General features: G+C 58.8%; 16 protein-coding genes. 5 read left to right on the forward strand and 11 right to left on the reverse strand.

What is annotated here, in order from left to right; genetic code table 11:
* Positions 1-220 precede the first annotated feature (220 nt).
* The 3 genes from ftsX to ftsY are packed head-to-tail and all read right to left on the reverse strand — an operon-like array spanning position 221 to position 3,275.
* On the reverse strand, positions 221-1,189 hold the full coding sequence (gene ftsX, locus C8D90_RS08030) for a permease-like cell division protein FtsX (RefSeq protein ID WP_115457927.1): 969 nt from the start codon (positions 1,187-1,189) through the stop codon (positions 221-223).
* Positions 1,179-1,850: a cell division ATP-binding protein FtsE gene (gene ftsE, locus C8D90_RS08035; protein ID WP_115457928.1), complete on the reverse strand. Its 672-nt coding sequence runs from the start codon at positions 1,848-1,850 to the stop codon at positions 1,179-1,181. Before ftsE ends, ftsX begins: the two co-directional genes overlap by 11 nt.
* A 6-nt stretch (positions 1,851-1,856) precedes the next feature.
* Positions 1,857-3,275 (reverse strand): signal recognition particle-docking protein FtsY, encoded by a 1,419-nt coding sequence (gene ftsY, locus C8D90_RS08040; protein ID WP_115457929.1) that lies wholly within the window; start codon positions 3,273-3,275, stop codon positions 1,857-1,859.
* Positions 3,276-3,543: 268 nt separating this feature from the next.
* On the opposite strand from ftsY, the gene rsmD reads away from it, so the two are divergent.
* A complete protein-coding gene (gene rsmD / locus C8D90_RS08045) occupies positions 3,544-4,158 on the forward strand; it encodes a 16S rRNA (guanine(966)-N(2))-methyltransferase (protein WP_115458183.1) in 615 nt (204 codons plus the stop codon).
* Positions 4,148-4,429, forward strand: coding sequence for a DUF1145 family protein (locus C8D90_RS08050; RefSeq protein WP_115457930.1), 282 nt, complete (start codon positions 4,148-4,150; stop codon positions 4,427-4,429). Before rsmD ends, C8D90_RS08050 begins: the two co-directional genes overlap by 11 nt.
* Here the strand turns inward: C8D90_RS08050 and C8D90_RS08055 are convergent, their stop codons facing one another.
* Both C8D90_RS08055 and C8D90_RS08060 read right to left on the reverse strand, forming a co-directional pair.
* On the reverse strand, positions 4,430-4,792 hold the full coding sequence (locus tag C8D90_RS08055; RefSeq protein ID WP_115457931.1) for a DUF2500 domain-containing protein: 363 nt from the start codon (positions 4,790-4,792) through the stop codon (positions 4,430-4,432).
* On the reverse strand, positions 4,792-5,112 hold the full coding sequence (locus tag C8D90_RS08060; RefSeq protein WP_115457932.1) for a DUF1820 family protein: 321 nt from the start codon (positions 5,110-5,112) through the stop codon (positions 4,792-4,794). Before C8D90_RS08060 ends, C8D90_RS08055 begins: the two co-directional genes overlap by 1 nt.
* A 233-nt stretch (positions 5,113-5,345) precedes the next feature.
* On the opposite strand from C8D90_RS08060, the gene C8D90_RS08065 reads away from it, so the two are divergent.
* Positions 5,346-5,972: a lysoplasmalogenase gene (locus C8D90_RS08065; protein ID WP_115457933.1), complete on the forward strand. Its 627-nt coding sequence runs from the start codon at positions 5,346-5,348 to the stop codon at positions 5,970-5,972.
* A 135-nt stretch (positions 5,973-6,107) separates the two neighbouring features.
* On the opposite strand, the gene dsdA is transcribed toward C8D90_RS08065, so the two are convergent.
* Together dsdA and dsdX are read right to left on the reverse strand one after the other, a co-directional pair.
* Entirely contained in the window at positions 6,108-7,439 is a 1,332-nt protein-coding gene (gene dsdA / locus C8D90_RS08070; protein ID WP_115457934.1) for a D-serine ammonia-lyase, read from the reverse strand.
* 19 nt (positions 7,440-7,458) lie between these two features.
* Positions 7,459-8,796 (reverse strand): D-serine transporter DsdX, encoded by a 1,338-nt coding sequence (gene dsdX, locus C8D90_RS08075; protein ID WP_115457935.1) that lies wholly within the window; start codon positions 8,794-8,796, stop codon positions 7,459-7,461.
* A 225-nt stretch (positions 8,797-9,021) separates the two neighbouring features.
* On the opposite strand from dsdX, the gene dsdC reads away from it, so the two are divergent.
* The gene (dsdC, locus tag C8D90_RS08080) at positions 9,022-9,960 is read left to right on the forward strand and encodes a DNA-binding transcriptional regulator DsdC (protein WP_115457936.1); all 939 of its coding nucleotides are present in this window, start codon (positions 9,022-9,024) and stop codon (positions 9,958-9,960) included.
* A 3-nt stretch (positions 9,961-9,963) separates the two neighbouring features.
* Here the strand turns inward: dsdC and yiiM are convergent, their stop codons facing one another.
* Together yiiM and sodA are read right to left on the reverse strand one after the other, a co-directional pair.
* Complete coding sequence (yiiM, locus tag C8D90_RS08085) at positions 9,964-10,635, reverse strand: 6-hydroxyaminopurine reductase (protein WP_115458184.1); 672 nt, start codon at positions 10,633-10,635, stop codon at positions 9,964-9,966.
* A 111-nt stretch (positions 10,636-10,746) separates the two neighbouring features.
* Positions 10,747-11,373 (reverse strand): superoxide dismutase [Mn], encoded by a 627-nt coding sequence (sodA, locus tag C8D90_RS08090; protein ID WP_115457937.1) that lies wholly within the window; start codon positions 11,371-11,373, stop codon positions 10,747-10,749.
* Between the two features lie 406 nt (positions 11,374-11,779).
* On the opposite strand from sodA, the gene C8D90_RS08095 reads away from it, so the two are divergent.
* A complete protein-coding gene (locus C8D90_RS08095; protein WP_115457938.1) occupies positions 11,780-12,961 on the forward strand; it encodes a CdaR family transcriptional regulator in 1,182 nt (393 codons plus the stop codon).
* A gap of 56 nt (positions 12,962-13,017) precedes the next feature.
* Here the strand turns inward: C8D90_RS08095 and C8D90_RS08100 are convergent, their stop codons facing one another.
* Together C8D90_RS08100 and C8D90_RS08105 are read right to left on the reverse strand one after the other, a co-directional pair.
* Complete coding sequence (locus C8D90_RS08100; RefSeq protein WP_115457939.1) at positions 13,018-13,407, reverse strand: hypothetical protein; 390 nt, start codon at positions 13,405-13,407, stop codon at positions 13,018-13,020.
* A 190-nt stretch (positions 13,408-13,597) separates the two neighbouring features.
* The gene (locus C8D90_RS08105; protein ID WP_115457940.1) at positions 13,598-14,743 is read right to left on the reverse strand and encodes a glycerate kinase; all 1,146 of its coding nucleotides are present in this window, start codon (positions 14,741-14,743) and stop codon (positions 13,598-13,600) included.
* Positions 14,744-14,754: the final 11 nt, after the last annotated feature.

The raw sequence follows: 14,754 nt of genomic DNA on the forward strand, positions 1-14,754 counted from the left end.
CCCCACAAGTTCACCGTTAACCACAGTTTATTTGCACAAAACTCTTTTTGCACAAAGTGCCGTTCGCCCGGATGACGGACAGGGTAAGCGGTAAAGCGCGGAGGGTAACGTGACGGGGTCTGAGGTTGAAACCTGTATCGGGCTTTCTGCCTGAAAGGCTCTTCCCCCGTACGACAACTCAACGAGGGAAGATTATAGCACATCCGGACGTCAGGCAAGCTTACTGGGGTGTAAATCGGCGTAAATGCTGCACCGTTGCCAACCAGGCCGCGCCCCAGCCAATCATCACCGCGATCAGCACCATCAGCAGGCATTCGTCCCAGCCCAGTCCGGTCAGCGAGAAAGACGTGCCGAACACCGCCGCGACCTTACTGACCACGCCGCTCAGTTGCCAGATCAGCACCTGCGACAGGATCAGCGCCAGCACCGCGCCGCACAGCCCCAGCATCGCGCCGCCGTTCAGGAAAGGCCGCAGAATGAAGCCATCGGTGGCCCCGATCAGCTTCATGACGTTAATGGTGTCGCGCCGGCTGAAAATGCTCAGACGCACGCTGTTGCCGATGACCAGGAATACCGCCACCACCATCAGAATCCCGATGATCGCCGCCACCTGCCCGACCAGCCCGGTCAGCGCCGCCAGGCGGGCGAACCAGCTGTCGTCCATGCGCACTTCGTCAACTCCTTTCACCGCCGCCACCCGGTCACGCAGGGTGTTGAGCGTCTCGCTGCTTTCAAACGACAGCTTCGGCGTGATAATCGCCACCGCCGGCAGCGGGTTCTCTTCCAGCATGTCCAGCGCGCCGCCGAATCCCGACCAGTTGCGGAATTCGCCCAGCGCCTCTTCGCGTGACAGGTAATTGACCTTATCCACGCCCTCTTCGCCCTTCAGGGCGTCGATTACCTGAACTGCCGCGGTGTCGTCCAGCGCTTTATCCAGATACACCGTCAGTTGCGGCGTCGGGTACCACTGGGTCGCCGCCTGGCTGACGTTTTTCCAGATCAGGTAGCACACGCTCGGCAGAGACAAGGAAATCGCGATCACCAGAATCGTAATCAATGTCGCCAGCGGCTGCCGCAGCATGTCCGTCAGGGTATTGGTCCAGGCGTAACGCCACTGTTCACGCCAGCCGCCCTTGAGCGCCTTCGCTTTGTCCGGGACGCGCCCTTTGGCCGCGGATTTAGTCGCCATCGTACATTCCTCCGGCCATGCGCCCCTGACTGAGCGTCAGAATACGGTAATGACGGCGGGAAATCAGGCCGGTGTCATGCGTTGCCATCAGCACGGTAACCCCCACGCGGTTAAATTCTTCAAACAAGCGCAAAATGCTCTCCGACAGTTCGTCATCAAGGTTGCCGGTCGGTTCGTCCGCCAGCAGTACCGCCGGTTTATTCACCACGGCGCGGGCAATGCCGACGCGCTGCTGCTCCCCGCCGGAAAGCTGAATAGGATAACTGCGCGCTTTATCGAGCAGCCCCACCTTATCCAGCGACGCGGACACGCGGCGGCGGATGTCTTCGCTGCTGGCGCCGGAGATAATCAGCGGCATCGCCACGTTGTCGTACACCGAGCGATCCATCAGCAGGTGGTGATCCTGGAAAATCATCCCCACCTGACGGCGCAAAAACGGAACTTCACTGTTCTTCAGGCGGCTGATGTCATGGCCGTTAAACCAGACATGGCCGGCGCTGGGGCGCTCAATGCCGCAAATCAGTTTCATCAGCGTACTTTTCCCCGCGCCGGAATGGCCGGTTAAAAACGCCATTTCACCGGCGCGCAGATGAAAATCGACGCCCTGTAACGCCTGGCGCCCCCCCAGATACGCTTTACTCACCTGTTCGAAGCGAATCATCCGTTTTTAATCCTCGCGGGCAAAAAGTGCCTCAATGAAATCGTCGGCCTTAAACGGCCGTAAATCTTCAATACCTTCGCCGACCCCGATATAGCGGATCGGAACGCCGAACTGATCGGCCACGGAGAAAATCACGCCCCCTTTGGCCGTGCCGTCCAGCTTGGTCAGCGTAATACCGGTCAGGCCGACCGCCTCGTTAAACAGTTTGACCTGACTTACCGCATTTTGTCCGGTGCTGGCATCGATTGTCAGCATAACCTCATGAGGTGCATCTTCGTCCAGTTTTTTCATCACGCGGACGATTTTCTTCAGCTCTTCCATCAGGTGGGATTTGTTTTGCAGGCGTCCGGCGGTGTCGGCAAGCAATACGTCCACGCCGCGCGCCTTCGCCGCCTGAAGGGCGTCAAAAATCACCGAGGCGGAATCCGCGCCGGTGTGCTGGGCAATCACCGGAATATTATTGCGCTGGCCCCAAACCTGGAGCTGCTCCACCGCCGCGGCGCGGAACGTATCGCCCGCCGCCAGCATCACCGACTTGCCTTCCGCCTGGAACTGGCGCGCCAGTTTGCCGATGGTGGTGGTTTTCCCCACACCGTTAACCCCGACCATCAGGATCACGAAAGGTGAGTGTGTACTTACATCCAGCGGCTGATCCACCTTGCTGAGGATCTCGCCCATCTCCTCCTTCAGCTTGCCGTACAGCGCCTCGGCGTCTTTCAGCTCTTTGCGGCTGGCGTGCCCGGTCAGGGAAGCGATGATGCGGCGGGTGGTGTCCACGCCCACGTCCGCCACCAGCAGTTGTTCTTCCAGCTCTTCAAACAGATCGTCATCAATCTTTTTGCCGCGGAACAGGCCGATAAAGCCGGAACCCAGGTTCTGTTTGGTTTTCAGCAACCCGCGTTTGAGGCGGGTAAAGAAGCTTTCCCGCGCCGGTTTTTCCTGCTCCTGCGTTACCGGCTCCCGGACATCTTCCTCCGCGATTTCTTCCGTCACGATCTCTTCAATCGCGTCTTCGTCTATCGGCGGCTCTGCGTCGCCCGGTTCTTCATATACCAGCGCAGCCTCATCCGGCGCTTCCACGACCTGAGCAACGTCTTCCGCCACCGGTCCGGCAACAGAAGGGGCTTCATGCGGCATCTCAGGCTCAGACCCGGCATGTACGGGATGATGCTCGGCCTGCGGCAGGTTCTCCGCCGCATGTTCCGGCAGGGAACCGGCATCCCACTCGCCGGGAGTTTCGGGCTGCGCCGCCGCCGGGGATTCCCGCTCGGGCAGTTTGTCATCCAGGTGTTCAGCCGGCGATGCGTCATGCGCTACCGTCTCCTGCTCCGGTGCGGTTTGTCCGGCGATATCATCCGCCTGCGGCTCTTCCTGACGTCCGAACCCCAACCAGGAGAAAAAACCTTTTTTCTTATCTTTTGACATGTTACGACCGATCTCCCGCCCCTGATAAGGGCCTTGCCGCCGACCGTCCGGTTTTCCGCGACCGGAGCGGAGGCTAACGAAATTCAATACGGATGATTTAAACTTTCAGTTTATCACTTAACATCTTATCGTTATCACAACGCGCACACAAAAGGGTTTCAAGTGGTAATTCTGTGCGGAAACGGGTACCTTGCAGGCAACGCGGGGGAATGTGCGCACGTATCCCCCTCTCATCCGTTTCTGGTTCATTTCATTCATCACAAAATTCATGGCCAAAAAACCGTCTTCATCATCCAGACCCGCCGGACAGATCCGCATTATCGGCGGCCAGTGGCGCGGCAGAAAATTGCCGGTGCCCGACAGCCCGGGCCTGCGCCCGACCACCGACCGGGTGCGCGAAACCCTGTTTAACTGGCTGGCGCCGGTGCTGCACGACGCCCGTTGCCTCGACTGCTTCGCCGGCAGCGGCGCGCTGGGGATGGAGGCGCTGTCCCGCTACGCCAGCCACGTCACGCTGCTGGAGGCGGACCGCCAGGTCTGTAATCAGCTAAAACAGAATGCGGCGCTGCTGAAAGCGGAACAGGCGGAGATAGTGAACACTAACTCACTTAATTGGTTGGCCCAGCCGGGCACCGCCTACGACGTGGTGTTCATTGACCCGCCGTTTCGCCGCGATCTGTTAAACCAAACGCTGGCGTTACTGGAAGAATACGGCTGGCTGGCCGATGAAGCCTGGATCTACGTGGAAGCGGAGTCGGAGAACGGCGCGGTACAGGTTCCCGCCAACTGGCGGCTGCACCGCGAGAAAGTCGCCGGACAGGTCGCTTACCGCCTCTATACCCGCACGAAACCCCAGCAAACAGGAGACGAACATGTGGATTAATCTGGGCCGCCTGATCATGCTGTGCGTCTGGGCATTTATGGCGCTGAACCTGATTCAGCCCTTTCCGCGTCCGCTGAATATTTTCATCAACGTGGCGCTGATCTTCATGGTGCTGATGCACGGCCTGCAGGTCACCATGCTGAAAAGCACCCTGAAGAAAGATCATCCGAAAATCAGCAGGATGCAGGAGCTGCGCTTCTTTCTGTTCGGCGTGTTCGAGCTGCTGGACTGGCAGAAAAAGCAGGATGCGCAGAAGAAAGAAGGTAAGTAATCACTTCGCCGCATCGGGGCGAAAATCAACAAAACGCGTTCCCTGCACGCTTAATTCGCCCCGCATCCCTTTGTCCATGTCGTGATAGGTTTTCTCCGGCAGGGCAAACATCATTTCAGCACCGCCGCTGAGCGGGCGGAAATAGACCTCATAACGCATCTCTTCGGCGGCGATCACCTCACGCTGGCGCGAACGACGGTTCGGGGCGGGAAACTCGCGTTTGGCGCTGACTTCCGCCTGCAGCGTGCGCACCGGCGAGGCGTCGTTTACCGCGTCCTGACGGCGTTTCTGCATATAACGCTGGGTTGCCAGCACGGCGATGATCACCACCACCACGGCGAAGATTAACGGCGGCTTGCTCATTACGGCTTTTTCCCCGGCAGGTAGGGGAACACCGCGACGTTATCGCCCAGTTCGGAAATGCGCGCGCTGCCGCGTTCTGTCACGGCGTCCACGCGGATAACCGCATGCATGGGAATGTAACTGCGGGTCACGCCGGCGAATTCGCTTTTCAGCTTCTCTTCTGAAGGATCCACCAGCACCGTCGTCTGACTGTCAAAGACAAAGTCTGCGATCTCAATAAAACCGAATAGCGCGCTCTGTACGATCTCACGCACATACAACTGGTAGTTTTTACCGTTGTTCATGAATTGGATGCGATATAAAGGCTGCTGACCAGACATGCTGCTTCCGTCGTTTCGTGGGTTAAAGATTCCGCGGCTACCATAGCATGAAGGTTGGCGCGACGCATCCGGAAAGGCGTTGCGGGCAGCGGCGTTATTAACCTACACTCGAAGCGTACGGGAAGCCCGTGGTTTCGCGGCGCCGGAAGTCGCGGCGGGCACACGGATCGTGATCTTTTCAGCTTGCGGGCGGCTATTTTTGTTGTTTATACGGAACTGAAGAAGGATACATGATGAGTTGGCCCTTTCTGGCAGTTTTCTTTTCCGGCTGGCTGTTTATCGATGCCAGCTACCGCGGCCCGCGCTGGCAGCGCTGGGTGTTTAAACCGGTCACGTTATTGCTTTTGCTGTTGCTGGCCTGGAGCGCCCCCAACCTCGGCGTTAACGGGTATCTGATTTTACTCGGTTTATTGGTCACACTGATCGCCGATGCCCTGCTGTTATTGCCCGCTGAACGTTTTCTCTATGCCATCGGCGCATTTTTCCTCTCTCACCTGCTTTATACCATCAGTTTTGCCAGCACCATCGCGCTGGTGTTTTACTGGCCGATGCTGTTGGTGCTGATCGTGATTGGGGCGGTACTGCTCGCCGTTATCTGGACCCGGCTGGAGGAGGTTCGCTGGCCGGTGGCGACCTACGTCGTTATGACGTTGCTGATGGTGTGGATGGCGGGTGACCAATACTTCGCACGCGGCACTCAGGCTGGGTTCTCCCAGCTCGTCGGCGCGTTATTGCTGTTGCTGTCGAATATCGTCTGGCTTATCAGCCGCTACCGGTTCTCCTTCCGCGCCGCCGATGCGATTGTCGCCGCCGGTTATTTTGTCGGCCATTTCCTGATCGTGCGTTCGCTGTACCTGTAAGCCGCCGTATCAGCCAAAAAAGAAGGGGGCGACAGCCCCCTTAATCGTTCCTGGATGTTGGCGCTAAGCGTTTATGTTTATGACGCGATCACGCTCCCCGCTTTTTACTAATCGTGCGCAATGCGGGGTTCGGTATCAGATATCGGCCTGTGCCAGATACTTCGTCATTTCCTCTTCCGGCACCATACCGCCGCCGGTCGCCCATACCACGTGCGTCGCGTTCTGCATCTGCCGGTCGGAAATTCCCCGCGCCGCCAGGTAGTCTGCATCGGTACACACCCGCGCAGGGCCGGGCATCCCCGCCAGCGCGGAAGGCTCCAGCCGGATGCCTTCGTCACGGTTCAGCAATCCGAGCAGGTCATACATGGTCTGATCGCTCAGGGTGTAGAAGCCGTCCAGCAGACGCTCCATCGCCCGTCCGACGAAACCGGAGGCGCGTCCCACCGCCAGGCCGTCAGCGGCGGTCAGATTGTCGATTCCGATATCCTGTACCGAAATACCATCATGCAGCCCGGTATACACGCCCAGCAACATGCAGGGAGAGTGAGTCGGCTCGGCGAAAATGCAGTGAACGTGATCGCCGAAGGCCATCTTCAGCCCGAACGCCACGCCGCCCGGTCCGCCGCCGACGCCGCAGGGCAGGTAGACAAACAGCGGATGATCGGCATCCACCGTAATGCCCTGCTGCGCAAACTGCGCCTTCAGCCGCCCGCCGGCCACCGCGTAGCCGAGGAACAGGGTGCGGGAGTTTTCATCATCAATGAAGAAGCAGTTCGGATCGGACTCCGCCGCCTTACGCCCCTGCTCTACGGCAACGCCGTAATCCTGCTCGTACTCCACCACTTCAACGCCGTTTTCCCGCAGTTTGCGCTTTTTCCATTCGCGCGCATCGGCGGACATATGCACCGTGACGCGAAAACCAATACGGGCGCTCATGATACCGATAGAAAGTCCCAGGTTCCCGGTAGATCCCACGGCAATACTGTAACCGCTGAAGAACTGGCGAAACTCCGGCGAGAACAGCTTGCTGTAATCCTCATCCGGCGTGAGCAAGCCCGCCTCCGTCGCCAGTTTCTCCGCGTGGGTCAGCACCTCATAGATGCCGCCGCGCGCCTTGATGGAGCCGGAAATCGGCAGATGACTGTCTTTCTTCAGCCACAGCCTGCCGTTCACCGGCTGGCCGAAGCGCTGCACCAGCGTGTTCCGCATATGCGGAATCTCAACCAGTTCTGATTCAATGATTCCGCCGGTTTTCTGCGTTTCAGGAAACGCCAGGCACAGGTAAGGCGCAAAGCGTTTCAGGCGCGCTTGCGCGGCAGCAATGTCCTGCGCCGTCAGCCCGACGTACGGCAATCCCTGTTCCAGCGTGGTGACGCCGGGGTTGAACCAGGCAACCTCCTTCAGGGCAATCATGTCGCTAACCAGCGGGTGGTTATCAATCAGGGTTTGAATTTCTGTCTTCGTCATAACGTGTCTCTTTATTCGCTTAAACGATGTAAGAAAGCAGGAAGGTGCCGATCAGCGCGATAAGCGAGGCAATGAAGGTTGCCGTCGTATAGTATTTGAACGTTTCGTTCAGCGTCGCGCCGCAATATTGTTTCACCAGCCAGAACAGCGAGTCGGTCACGATGGTGCAGCCAATCGCGCCGGAACCGATGGCGATGGTAATGATTTCCGGACTGATGTCGGGATACATCGGCAGCACCGGCGACACAATGGCCGTCGCGCCCATCATCGCTACCGTGGCGGAACCCACCGCGGCATGCAGAATGATCGCCACCAGCCACGCCAGCAGAATCGGGTGCATGTCCATGTTCGACAGGATCACCGCCAGCGTATCCGCCAGCCCGCTTGCCTTCAGCACGCCGTTGAATGCGCCGCCCGCGCCGATAATCAGCAGGATGTTGGCGATGGATGAGAAGCAGTCTTCCGTTTTGGTCAGCAGCATGCTCATCCCCATATTGCGGCGGATACCCAGCACGTAATAGGCGACGAACGCGGCGATGAACATCGCGGTAATCGGGTTGCCGATGAACTCCAGCAGGGTGTAGAGCGTACTGCCCTTCGCCATGTTCAGCTCCGCCGCCGTTTTGATCAGCATCAGCACGATCGGCAGCAGGACGGTGAACAGGGTCGCCCCCAGGGAAGGCAGGTCTTCTTCGCGACGCACTTCCAGCTCTGAAAACTCGGCCGGAACCGGTTTAAACGGCAGGCGATTGCCGAGGAACTTCAGGAACAGCGGCCCGCCGATCAGTGACGCAAACAAGCCGACCAGCAACCCGTACATGATCACCGCACCAACGTCGGCGCCCAGCTTATTCGTCACATACAGCGCCGCCGGATGCGGAGGAACCACGCAGTGTACGGCCATCAATGCGGTACACAGCGGGATCGCCAGCTTCAGCAGCGACGTGTTGGTCTTCTTGGCAATCGAGAACGCCAGCGGGATCAGCAGTACGACCCCAACTTCCACGAACAGGGTAATCCCGCACACCAGGCCCACCAGCACCATGATGACGTCCGCCGACAGCCAGCGGCAGCGTTGCAGCGTAATACCGATGCGCTCCGCCGCGCCGGACACCTCCATCATCTTACCCAGGATGGTGCCCAGGCCGATGACCGCGGCCAGAAAGCCCAGCGTACCGCCGATGCCGCCTTCGATGGCGTTCACCATCTCCAGCGGGTTCATGCCCATCAGGGAGCCGACGTAAAAGCTCGCCAGCAGCAGGGCCAAAAAGGGGTGAACCTTGAGTTTTACAATGGTAAATATTATTAAAATTATGCTGGTTAACAGCGTACCCACAACCCAAATCTGTGAGTCCATATTTCACCTCGTCCAATGATGAATTCCATCTTCATTGGATAAAAATCTGATCATTCTGACAAACGATAAAAAACGCCCTTCACATGCGCCAGATTGAATCAATGTAGTGATTTAGTTCGAAAAACCGTCTTATTTCGTGCTTTACATCACCTTAATTCATCTGTAAATCCCATCATGGCCGATTTTCCGTATGATAAAAAAACGATGCGCAAGGGATAAAAAGGTATGTATACGGAAAGCAGTTACTTTGCCAGAAACACGCTGTTGAACGGTTATCAGCTCTCCAGGCTGTATACGTTTGAAGTTGCGGCGCGCCACGGTTCATTCGCCCTGGCTGCGCAAGAGCTGGCCCTCAGCCCCAGCGCAATCAGCCACCGAATCAATCAGTTGGAGGCGGAGCTGGGTATCAAGCTTTTCCTGCGTTCGCACCGCAAGGTGGAGCTGACGGAGGAGGGAAAACGGGTCTTCTGGGCGCTGAAAACGTCGCTGGATGGCCTGAATCAGGAGATTCTGGAGATCAAAAGTCAGGAGCTTTCCGGCACGCTGACCGTCTATTCGCGCCCGTCCATCGCGCAATGCTGGCTGGTGCCAAAGCTGGCGGACTTCACCCGGCGCTATCCCGCCATCAGCCTGAACATCCTGACCGGCAATGAAAACGTGAACTTTCAGGGCACCGGCATCGATCTGGCGGTCTATTTCGATGATTCCCCGCCGCGCCAGTTAAACTGCGAATACCTGATGGACGAAGCCGTGATACCGGTCTGTACCCCGGATTACGCCGCCCGTTTCGGGCTGACCGGAAATCCGGACAACCTGCGGCGCTGTACGCTGCTGCACGATCGTCAGGCCTGGAGCTACGACTCCGGCACCGACGAATGGCAGGGCTGGGCACGGAATTTCGGACTGATGCCGGACATCGCCCGCCAGGGGATCGGCTTCGATCGCGCCGATCTGGCGATCATCGCCGCCACCCACCATCTCGGCGTGGCGATGGGACGTAAACGGTTGGTGAATAAGCGGCTGGAGAAGGGGGAGTTAGTCACCCCGTTCCCGAAAATGGAGATGCAGTGCGTCCAGCATTACTACGCCGTCACCCTGTCGGCACGGCAATGGCCCAAAGTGGACGCCTTTATCCACTGGCTGAAACTCATGGCGGACGAATAAACGCTAGGCGCCCAATAAACGCTGGTTCATGTCCTCGATTTTGCCGTTAAGCAGGCGCTGCTGCATGGTTCTGCTCCAGCTGGCGGAAAGCCCGGCCGCGCTCATCAGGCGGCGGTACTCCCCGGCGTCGAACGGCATCTGAAAGGCAATGGCGATCGCCTCCGCCACGCTGACGTCGCTGTTGCGCGACGCCAGTTCCAGCCCGTGGTGACGTCCGACCATGCCTTCCGCCACCACGCGGTACAGCCAGCCACAATAGCCGCAGTCCTGCATCTGCACGGCGAAGCGCTCGATGCCGGTGTGGTAATTGAGCTTGAAGCAGGGGGAGCGCGGCTGAGTGACCTGAATCAGCGCCTCGCCCCAGCGATAGATGTCGCCGATAAACACGCTTTCTTCCGTCATGCCGAGCGTCGACAGGTTTTCGCCCATGGCGGGAGCGCAAAACAGGTCGGCCTGTTGCGGATACTGCCGCTGCCAGAAGGCGTAATGTTCGCGCGGATAGTGGCACAGGGCGCGGTCCGGGCCGCCGTGATGGCGTTTCTCCGCCTGTTCGTCGCCTTCCAGCCCCAGCGCGGTCAGCATCACGCTGCCGGATACCTGCCGTTTGGCGATGGCGCTTGGCCTGCTGCCGTCATAGTCGGCAATGGCGCCGATATACACATCCGGTTGTAACATCATAAACCTCTCCCGCACGATGATGGTTTCTGATAATACGCAGTCCTGACGGCCGGAGAAAAGAAAAAAGCGCGGGTTTCCCCACGCTTTGTGAATAACCGTCCGGCGGAATTATTTCTGCGCAGCGGCGAAGCGGCTGGCCGCCTCGTCCCAGTTAACCACGGACCAGAAGGCCTTGATGTAGTCCGGGCGACGGTTCTGATATTTCAGGTAGTAGGCATGCTCCCACACATCCAGGCCCACGATTGGGTAGCCGGATGCGCCGGAGATCGCCTCGCCCATCAGCGGGCTGTCCTGGTTGGCGGTGGAAACCACGGCCAGCTTACCGCCGTCCTTCAGCACCAGCCAGGCCCAGCCGGAGCCGAAACGGGTCGCGGCGGCCTTCTCGAATTCTTCTTTGAATTTGTCCACGCTGCCGAAGTCGCGCTCGATGGCGGCTTTCAGCTCACCCTTCAGTTCGGTGCCCAGCTTCAGCCCTTTCCAGAACAGGCTGTGGTTGGCGTGGCCGCCCGCATTGTTGCGCAGCACGGTGCGTTTTTCCGCCGGAACCTTATCCAACTGCGCGATCACTTCTTCCGCGCTCAGCTTCGCCAGCTCAGGCAGGCTTTCCAGCGCGGCGTTGGCATTGTTGACGTAGGTTTGGTGGTGTTTGGTGTGATGGATTTCCATCGTCATTTTGTCGAAATGCGGTTCCAGTGCGTCGTAAGCATACGGCAGGGATGGCAGGGTATAGCTCATAGTTGTCTTCTCCGTTCAGCCTTGATGGCCCTTTAGGTCGGGCTTCATGTATACGGTCCCTATTATAGCCCGCCAAATGCGATTGAAAATAATTATCAATCTCTTGTGAAGGGAGAGGGTATTCCGTCACTGCGCGTAACGCACGGCAGCCCTGACTTTCACGGTATTATTGTTTGTACCGATTAATGCTATTGCCCGCGCCGATGTCCGCACAGACGAAGAAAATGTGACCGCCCCGGCAACTTCGACGTTATTCCCCCTTATTCATGCAATTGCACAATGAATCACGGCCTGATGCCCGCTATTCTGTGCAATCTATACGCCAGAAACAGCAATTTACCGAAGTCCGGTGTTTCCATCTGGCGTATAACGAGCCAAAGCCCTTACTTTTCGTATGGAGTTATATATGGCAGGCTACCACCTGGACAACCGGCTGGCGCAGGATATCGTTACCCGCACCATGCAAATCATCGACAGCAACATCAACGTGATGGACAGCCGCGGCCGCATCATCGGCAGCGGCGACGAAGAACGTTTGGGTGAAATGCATGAAGGCGCCCTGCTCGCGATTTCCCAGGGGCGGGTGGTAGACATTGACGACGCCGTCGCCCGCCACCTGCACGGCGTGCGTCCCGGCATTAACCTTCCGCTGCGCCTCGACGGCCAGATCGTCGGCGTTATCGGCCTGACGGGCAATCCGTCCCAGCTGCGGCAGTACGGCGAGCTGGTCTGCATGACGGCGGAGATGATGCTGGAACAGGCACGCCTGCTGCACATGCTGGCGCAGGACAGCCGTTTGCGTGAGGAGTTGGTGCTCAACCTGATCCGCGCCGATGAGCTCTCCCCGGCGCTGGCGGAATGGGCGCAACGCCTGGGCGTGGATTTGAATCAGCCGCGCGTCGCCGCGGTGGTGGAGATCGACAGCGGTCAGCTCGGCGTAGACAGCGCGATGGCCGAGTTGCAGCAGTTACAGACGCTGTTAACCACGCCCGAACGCGACAACCTGATCGCGACCGTCTCCCTGACCCAAATGGTGGTGCTGCGCCCGGCGCTGAACAGCTATGGCCGCTGGGACCCGCAGTCGCACCGCGTACAGATTGAAAACCTGCTTTCGCGCATGACGGACAGCAGCCGCCTGCGCATTCGCCTGGCGCTGGGCAACTATTTTCCCGACACCGGCGGCATCGCCCGCTCTTACCGCACCGCCCACACCACCATGATGGTGGGGAAACAGCGCATGCCGGAACAGCGCAGCTATTTTTACCAGGATCTGATGCTGCCGGTATTGCTGGACAGCCTGCGCGGCGGCTGGCAGGCGGGCGAACTGGTGCGCCCGCTGGCGCGGCTGAAGGCGATGGATAACAACGGGTTATTACGCCGCACCCTCAATGCCTGGTTCATTAACAACGTGCAGCCCAGCGCCACCGCCAAAGCGTTATACATTCACCGCAATACGCTGGAATACCGCCTGAACCGGATCTCCGAGCTGACAGGGCTCAATCTGGGGAGTTTCGACGATCGTCTGCTGCTGTATATTGCGTTACAGCTGGACGGCAGCGAAGGCGACCCCGGCAGCGGAATGCGCTGACAAGACGGGGGAAACAAGGACGCCGCGCAGCGTATTACCGCACCGCATTTTTATCGTCAGACACAACGCGCCGTCACGTCACCGCCGCCACACTCATGGCGGTTGTCGATGATCACGGGCGCTTGCTCTGCGCCCTGCTCTCCGGCCATGCTCCGGCACATCAGGGCATCCGCCCCGGACACCTGCATTTTTTCAGCACAAATAACGTCCAGACGAATGGTCTGCGTATTCTGGCTGGCCTGCGCGATGGCAGAGAACTCCGCCATACTGAGCAGCACGGTAATGATCACGGCAGGGGCGATTGCGACAGGGCTGAGCGCGCTTTGCAGCAGCGTTTGCCGGTTGTGCTTTTTGAAGAGCCGGGAGATAGCCCCGGAAATGAAGCAAATCGCGATAAAAACAACGATTTTAGTAATTACCAAGCCCATAAGATAGAGCGTTTCCATATTGAAGATCTCCGGCAATCCTTGCCAATGCATATAATACACACACAAATATAACGCGTTCCTAAAACAAAAGGTATGACGCCTTAAAAATACAGGAAATATCCCGTCCTAAATTCCGAATTCCCAATAGAGAACAGGCCCGGCATTGCCGGGCCTGTTGGAAGGAACGCATTCACCGCGGCACACCCCGTTATCCGGCGATGCTTTGCCCCATTTTGAGCGTCGCCGCAATATCACGCGCCGCCATGCGCACGTTGTCCGCAGCCTGAGCCAGCGCCTCTTCCAGCGTGCAGACGGTATACATCACGCTGAACACCGCGTCGATGCCATACTCATGCACCACGCCGACGTCCCGCGTCAGGCTGCCGGCAATGCCGATGACCGGCTTGCCGTAACGCTTGGCAATCTGCGCCACGCCGACCGGCACCTTGCCGTGAATACTCTGGCTGTCGATCCGCCCTTCGCCGGTAATCACCAGCGACGCGTCACGTACCAGTTCATCAAGCCCCAGCGCGCCGGTCACGATATCAATACCGCGGCGCAGATCCGCCTTCAGGAACGCCAGCAGCGCCGCGCCCATACCGCCGGCCGCGCCTGCGCCCGGCACCTGCTCCACGTCGATGTCCAGATCGCGGCGGATAACCCCGGCGTAGTGCTTCAGCGCATCATCCAACTGCCGCACCATCTCCGGCGTGGCGCCCTTCTGCGGCCCGAAGATCGCGGAAGCGCCTTCCGGGCCGATCAGCGGATTCGTCACGTCGCAGGCCACTTCAAAACGACAGCCGGCCACGCGCTCATCCAGGCCGCTGACGTCGATATGCGCCAGCTGCGCCAGCGCTTCACCACCGTAACCGATCTCCGCGCCCTGCGCGTCCAGCAGCCTGACGCCCAGCGCCTGCACCATGCCGGCACCGCCGTCATTGGTGGCGCTGCCGCCGATGCCGATAATAATCCGCTTCACGCCGCGCGCCAGCGCATGATGAATCAACTCGCCTGTGCCGTAGGAGGTGGTCACCAACGGGTTGCGCTGCACCTGCGGCACAATCTCCAGCCCGCTGGCCGCCGCCATTTCGATATACGCACAGCTTTCGTCACCGGATAATCCGTAAAATGCGGCCACCGGCTCCCCCAGCGGCCCTGTGACCATAACGTCAACGATCTTTCCCTGTGTCGCCGCCACCATGGCCTCTACCGTACCTTCACCGCCGTCGGCCACGGGTAATTTAACGTATTGGGCGTCCGGGAAAACTTCACGGAAACCCGCTTCGATTTGCGTGGCGACATCCAGAGCCGAGAGGCTCTCTTTGTATGAATCCGGTGCGATGACTATTTTCATAAACTACCCAA

It is taken from the genome of Enterobacillus tribolii, assembly GCF_003363015.1.
Classification (GTDB): domain Bacteria; phylum Pseudomonadota; class Gammaproteobacteria; order Enterobacterales; family Enterobacteriaceae; genus Enterobacillus; species Enterobacillus tribolii.

Coding starts and splice junctions, on each gene's coding strand:
- C8D90_RS08105 (WP_115457940.1), bottom strand. CDS start 14,743: ATGAAAATAGTCATCGCACCGGATTCATACAAAGAGAGCCTCTCGGCT.
- C8D90_RS08100 (WP_115457939.1), bottom strand. CDS start 13,407: ATGGAAACGCTCTATCTTATGGGCTTGGTAATTACTAAAATCGTTGTT.
- dsdC (WP_115457936.1), top strand. CDS start 9,022: ATGTATACGGAAAGCAGTTACTTTGCCAGAAACACGCTGTTGAACGGT.
- C8D90_RS08095 (WP_115457938.1), top strand. CDS start 11,780: ATGGCAGGCTACCACCTGGACAACCGGCTGGCGCAGGATATCGTTACC.
- C8D90_RS08050 (WP_115457930.1), top strand. CDS start 4,148: ATGTGGATTAATCTGGGCCGCCTGATCATGCTGTGCGTCTGGGCATTT.
- ftsX (WP_115457927.1), bottom strand. CDS start 1,189: ATGGCGACTAAATCCGCGGCCAAAGGGCGCGTCCCGGACAAAGCGAAG.
- C8D90_RS08060 (WP_115457932.1), bottom strand. CDS start 5,112: ATGTCTGGTCAGCAGCCTTTATATCGCATCCAATTCATGAACAACGGT.
- sodA (WP_115457937.1), bottom strand. CDS start 11,373: ATGAGCTATACCCTGCCATCCCTGCCGTATGCTTACGACGCACTGGAA.
- ftsE (WP_115457928.1), bottom strand. CDS start 1,850: ATGATTCGCTTCGAACAGGTGAGTAAAGCGTATCTGGGGGGGCGCCAG.
- dsdX (WP_115457935.1), bottom strand. CDS start 8,796: ATGGACTCACAGATTTGGGTTGTGGGTACGCTGTTAACCAGCATAATT.
- C8D90_RS08065 (WP_115457933.1), top strand. CDS start 5,346: ATGAGTTGGCCCTTTCTGGCAGTTTTCTTTTCCGGCTGGCTGTTTATC.
- ftsY (WP_115457929.1), bottom strand. CDS start 3,275: ATGTCAAAAGATAAGAAAAAAGGTTTTTTCTCCTGGTTGGGGTTCGGA.
- C8D90_RS08055 (WP_115457931.1), bottom strand. CDS start 4,792: ATGAGCAAGCCGCCGTTAATCTTCGCCGTGGTGGTGGTGATCATCGCC.
- rsmD (WP_115458183.1), top strand. CDS start 3,544: ATGGCCAAAAAACCGTCTTCATCATCCAGACCCGCCGGACAGATCCGC.
- dsdA (WP_115457934.1), bottom strand. CDS start 7,439: ATGACGAAGACAGAAATTCAAACCCTGATTGATAACCACCCGCTGGTT.
- yiiM (WP_115458184.1), bottom strand. CDS start 10,635: ATGTTACAACCGGATGTGTATATCGGCGCCATTGCCGACTATGACGGC.